3 protein-coding genes and 1 pseudogene are annotated in these 5,783 nt (G+C 48.5%); 3 read left to right on the top strand and 1 reads right to left on the bottom strand.

Annotated features, from left to right (window positions below; all coding sequences use genetic code 11):
* Nucleotides 1–1,219 precede the first annotated feature (1,219 nt).
* Nucleotides 1,220–1,321, bottom strand: a pseudogene (locus tag Q1Q75_RS22380) (transposase); the annotation flags it as partial.
* A 510-nt stretch (nt 1,322–1,831) separates the two neighbouring features.
* Here Q1Q75_RS22380 and Q1Q75_RS22385 point away from each other — a divergent pair.
* From Q1Q75_RS22385 to Q1Q75_RS22395, 3 genes are all read left to right on the top strand, one after another.
* Entirely contained in the window at nt 1,832–4,927 is a 3,096-nt protein-coding gene (locus tag Q1Q75_RS22385) for an autotransporter domain-containing protein (RefSeq protein WP_300675416.1), read from the top strand.
* A gap of 269 nt (nt 4,928–5,196) precedes the next feature.
* Nucleotides 5,197–5,361: a hypothetical protein gene (locus tag Q1Q75_RS22390; RefSeq protein WP_300675418.1), complete on the top strand. Its 165-nt coding sequence runs from the start codon at nt 5,197–5,199 to the stop codon at nt 5,359–5,361.
* A 66-nt stretch (nt 5,362–5,427) separates the two neighbouring features.
* Nucleotides 5,428–5,783: hypothetical protein (locus tag Q1Q75_RS22395; RefSeq protein WP_300675420.1), on the top strand; the 356-nt coding region annotated here is incomplete at its 3' end.

Below are 5,783 nucleotides of genomic sequence, written 5' to 3' on the forward strand. Positions count from 1 at the left end.
AAGGCATCAGAGCTGCAGATGTAGTGGTTTACCTCAAAGCTCTGATAACGCAGAAGATGGGTGTACTCGGCTCGCCCGAAGGGTGAGAAAAGCGAGCAGGAAAGGGTGAATTACATTTTGCATTTTTGAAATGTCTATATTTTATTGTGCAACCAACTGTAATAATCTCTTATTGAGTTGACCCAACAGTTTTCTCATGAAATATCCGGGTTAGAATCTCAGATGAGGGCAGGCAAGGGCCCTGTAAAATGAATGATGCCAATTCAAGGTGATGAACGGCTTGGCGCTGCAGCGGTCATTGACACCGGATTTAATCGTGAAGCCATCTGTCGCAGGAGATGCCAGTGATTCACTGTCTGGGCTCATATCGATCGATGAGTCTTGCGCATTCTTCAATACATAATTCATGCCATATCGAGAGAAAAGCACCAGGAATGCAGCTATATATTTGTTTTTTTGGATGTATTTTATAGGGACGAGCGTGAAAGGACGAGAGTGAAGAAGCCGGACCCATCTGGGGAAGCCTTCCTCAGTCGTGTGCTTTATTGTTTTCAAAACGCGGGTCATTGAAGGCCTTGAGATATTTTGGGGGAAAACCACCCAAAGTGGGGGATGATTCCTCAGGGTACGCAGGGTAACCCGATTATTTTACAAGTCGAGCGCACCTGCATTCAAGGCATCAGAGCTGCAGATAATAACGCCTCCGGTGGCCTGCCTTGAAAAGTTAGACAAACAGGTTTTAAAACGATTGCGGCTACCCGACACGTACAGTAACCTCTACATATCATTTATGAATGCTTTCACCACGCCCTTTCTCTACCGCCTTGAGGCGGGAGAGAAAGGTATTTCATCGCAAACATTTTTGCGGCTTGCCACGGCGCAGCCTTTCGGCGAAGACGGGAGCTTTTTTCAAAAAGCGACCCGCCGGAGGCAGGTTCTTTGATCAATATATCATGTGTTCGTTCCTAAACCATTGAGAGCGTATCTTGCCTGTCCCCGCCACCTACCGCCACCTGAAAAAATGCCGAAAAAGCCGCCCGATATGGAGTGCCGCACTCCGATGCGGCTTCTTTTGTGTGTCGTTATCCTGGCAAGGACATGGCACACAAAAAATACGTCTACCTCAACCCCGAAAAGGCGGCTCTTGACGACCTATGATGGGCCGCAGCTTGAAGTGTATAGACGACAACTATCTTGACACCTACCGACCGAAACGCCGTCGTATATGGCCGTACAAACTTTTACGTCTGTACTTTGGAATCCAGACCACATGGTATGTGCATTCCCACTTTACGTGCGATAGGCTCTCATAATCTTTCATACTAACTTCCTTCCCGACCTGCCCCTTCGGGGCCCTCGGGAAGAAAGTTTATCTCGCCTGACCGGCAAAGCCTATTGGGAGCGCACCAGCAGAGCTGGTGGTTTAATGGGATTAATTACGTGCCGTTTCTTGATCTTGTGGCTGATGTGGCAGTAGACGGTTTTCGACCCTATTGGCATGCACTTGGTGTGGATGTGGAATAGTGCGGAACAGAGGTCGCGTCTTGACCTTTGACAAAAAATCTACGTTTAAAGGGGGCACCCATTTACATGAGTCCCGTCGGTCACCTTATTTTGCTATAAAAAGTTGAATCGCCTGAAGGTTTTATTGATTTTTATAATGATATTAGGATAGTTTAATAAAAAGTAGCGGGCTGCCTCTTTCTGCTGCATTTCATATGAATCCTTATCAGACAGTTTTTCTGGGCACAGCTTATTTATCTGATAATAAATCCCGATTCATACAATCCAGCCTATATATCAAAGTCATAGAAACCTGACAGGAGGGATCATGCCACACGTTTCTCGGATAATCGACACGGGTTCAGCCACACGATTGTTGACACTTATCCTCCTCCTCCTCTTCTTCTTTTTCGTAAGCAGTCTTTCATTTGCCGGGTCCAACCCGGTCATCACAGCAGGACTTTGGATTGACGAAATCGGCAGCGGCGACCCTGCAAAAGATTCTCTTATTTTCGAGTATATTCCAGGTTTCAATGGGACGCAGGGTGTGGACAATGCCGGCCAGGCGAATAATATCGATTATCGAAAGACCGACAGAAACCAGACCATATTTAGGGATATCACTTTTCGCCCCCAAGCCGGACACACTCTTCTTCCATCCGGCAAAGGATATTTTTCTCTGCTCACGGCCCAGGACCGATTCTCAGAGACGGACAACTCAGCCATTCGCTTCATCACGACGGAAAAGCTGACACTTAAAGATACTATTTTCGACAGTGGCTCGCAGTGGCGTTTTCTCGGCACGACGAACGAGATACATCTCATAAACAGCGAATTTGGATTCTCCGTCAACGGCGAAGTGGTGTTCCGTGACGCACCGTTGGCAATCAACGCGGTCAGCGGCGACAATGCCTTTTTCAACTGGAATTTGAGCTATGCCGTAACCGTACCGACCACTCTCACAATCAGCCCCGGGGCGACATTTGAAATCCGCGATAGCGGAACGGAAGATCCATTGAGATTCGATGCTCCAATGGCAGTGACTGCAAACAATGCGTCCATGACTATTCGGGATTCAGTCGTAGACGCCTTCAAGGACCAAAATACGCGGTGGACATTCTCAAATGGGTCCAACCTTTCCGTGCAGGGGAGTAACACACGTCTCTCCGTGTATTCGCTTTCACTGGATCAATCCGATATACAGCTCGGAAACAGGGCTTTCCTCGTTACGGAAACACTCGCATTAAAAGATTCCGCTGTGTCCCTGGCCCCACAAAGTCGAATCACCATGAACTCCCTCGTTGTTTCGGGAAACAGCACGTTATCGGGTTCCGACACCCGTGATAATAACGTCCGGGTCACGACCATCATAGGAACAAATCCGGGGTCTACACTGACGCTTGACCGGCTGGAACGGGTTGACGTCATTTCCGGCGTATTCCTCGATGAGAACTTAAGTATTACCATTGACAATGACAGCAGATTGCGAATCGACAATCCAATCATTTTCGCAGGGGGAATAATTCACGCGCAGAATAGAGGAGTCTTTGATTTGTATGATGGTCAACCTGTCATTGTCCAGGCGGGAAACACGATCAAAGCAAGTCAATACGGAATAATTCGTGTGGGGCCTGACGGACTTCTGCCGATAACGCCAGCCCTGAACGTAGACATCAGTGACAATGGAACGCTTGATGTCGAGGGGCAATTGGTTGGCAATGGCACGGTAACGGTTGCTTCGGGTTCCAGCGCGTTGAACGTGTACAATCCGGGAAGCGATGCTGCGAAAGATGGCGTGCTAAGCCCCGGATCGAATTATTATACCGGCAGCGCCATTGGAACGATATCCACCGACGCGCGCGTCGGTTTTTATAACAGCGTTTCTGAACAGGGCATGAATGCATATTCACCGCAATCTCAAAAAGCGCTTCTCGACTCGGGGCTTTTCGATGGCGGCATCTATCGAACCGACTTACATGTCGACGCCAACGGAGTGACAACCAATGACCTTCTTGAATATGGTGACGGGGGGATCTACCTGGCTCAATTGGGCAAACTCGACGTTCATGTGTCTGGGAGCCCGTCCGCGGATGAACTCAACGGAAAGGAGTTCACCGTCATCGCAGCAAGGCCCGGAAAAACGGGAACAACCGATATCGAACTGAAAGGCCAGTCCATTCCCATTGGCGAGGGAGGAAGTGTCCCGGCGTTGATTGATTTTGGTGTCCTTGATAAGTCGACAAACGGACACCCGGATGTCACCCTGATCGCAGACAAAGATTATGACCACCTTGCCAAGCACCCCTCCCTGACAAGCAAGAATCACAAGGCCTCCGCAAACCTGCTGCTCAACGCCGTCAGTAAGGGCAATGAAACCGTCATCAACCAGTTGGATACCCTGACCAATGCCCAGGTCTCACAACACATAGATTCCATTCACCCCGAGCCCTACTCTTCGTACATCACAATCGCCCTGGAAAAAGCCGATATGGTCATGAATACCGTCCTTGACCAGACGGCGCAACGACGTGGAGTCAGTCCGGTAAAGGATAAAGGCCTGGACCTGCCGACGTTGCACAGACGTTTTTGGGCCGATAAAATTTACACAGAAGGCGACGTTGAAGGAAGCGGCGAACTGGGAGATTTCGACTACACTCTGGTCGGCCTGACCATGGGCCAGGATATCGTAGCATCAGAGACTCGCTCTCTCGGAGCGTATTTATCTTTCGGTTCACAGAAAATGGATGAACACGACAAGGCAATACAAGACTTTGACGGAAAAACATACCATCTTGGATTGTATCTCAATGCTTGGGACGTTCATCGTCTTAACCTGCACGGAGTCATGGGATATGCCTTTGGTGAGCACAATTCAGATCGACTTGCGCAGTTGTCTGAGCTGACAACGACAGCAACGGCAGATTACAGCAGTCACAGCTTCTATCTCGGGGGCAAAGGCACCATACAGGCGTACCAAAATGACTGGGTGACTCTGTCGCCAGAGCTTGGAGTCAAATATATATTTTACAGTCAGGAATCACTCACAGAATCAGGCAACCCTGACATCAGCCTCAAAGTGGATTCCGCAGACGCTCATTCAATTATCTCTTCGGGTGGCATGATGGCTCGCTTTGCATGTTTTTCAGAAAGAGTCCCGGTTTACCCCCTGGTATTTGTTCGATATGAACATGATTTTTACGCAAACAAAAACAACGAACACGAAATCGACGCAGCCCTTGTCTCACTGCCGGACTTCAAACAAACCTTTGTCGGACAAAACAGAGGTGAAAACGCATTCATCTCAGGAGTCGGTCTTGGCACCGATATTTCGAGTTCATTTCAGGTCCATTGTGATTTTGTCCATACGGAGCACAGCCATGGCCAAGAATGGAGCGCAAGCCTTGACCTGCTTTATGTCTGGTGATTTGATAAAAACAACCTAAAAGATCCTGATAAATTTATTCCAGCATGGAAAACCTTGGGAGCAGCCAAAGGTTAGAGTTCATGGGCTCTGCCGAATGAACTCTATGATGGAAGATCAACGAAAAGAGAGAATCAGCCATCACGTTTTTGGAATAGAGTGACGGACAAAAATTTTGACGTAGTTTCGTTCTGTCTATTCGCTATGATTAGACAGGGCGTATTACCCCAACAACTATTCCAAGTGAACGGCACTATGAACCAGGGGACAGAATGAACCAGGGGAACCAGGGGAACCAGGGGAACCAGGGAACCAGGGAACCAGAGAACCAGGGGACGAACCAGGGGACGAACCAGGGGACGGGCAAGATGCGCTTGATCTTTCAAACACCCCATGAGATGATCACCGAAAAGCCCAACACGCTTTATTTACTTTAAATTTATATTTAAGTCCCCTCTACCCTACCAGAGATTCTGACACGAAATTCCAAGGAGAAGAGCCTTATGCCTCGTATTCCCCGGATGCTCAGGACAGATTCAAACCAAAAAACGGTTTACCATGTAATCAGTCGCACGGCGTTGGACGGGTTGCCCTTTAAAGACGCTGAGAAAGACGAATTGGTTCGTGTCATCAAGCGATTTTCAATGGTGTATGCAGTGGAGGTCATCGGATTTTCAATTATGGGGAATCATTGGCATCTCCTCACTGAGATATTGCCGGTTTCCATGCTCTCGGATGATGAAGTGAGGCGTCGATTTATGCTTCTCTACACAAAAGGCACGGAGTTCCCTGAAGGCCAACTGGAGCACTACCGAGAACGGTTTTCAAGCTTGTCCTGGTATGTAAAGGATATCAAGCA

Source organism: Desulfoluna sp. (genome assembly GCF_030145185.1).
GTDB lineage: Bacteria > Desulfobacterota > Desulfobacteria > Desulfobacterales > Desulfolunaceae > Desulfoluna.

What these genes read in the sequence shown, in the direction of transcription:
- Q1Q75_RS22385 (WP_300675416.1), top strand. Translation starts at nt 1,832, where the DNA reads ATGCCACACGTTTCTCGGATAATCGACACGGGTTCAGCCACACGATTG.
- Q1Q75_RS22390 (WP_300675418.1), top strand. Translation starts at nt 5,197, where the DNA reads ATGAACCAGGGGAACCAGGGGAACCAGGGGAACCAGGGAACCAGGGAA.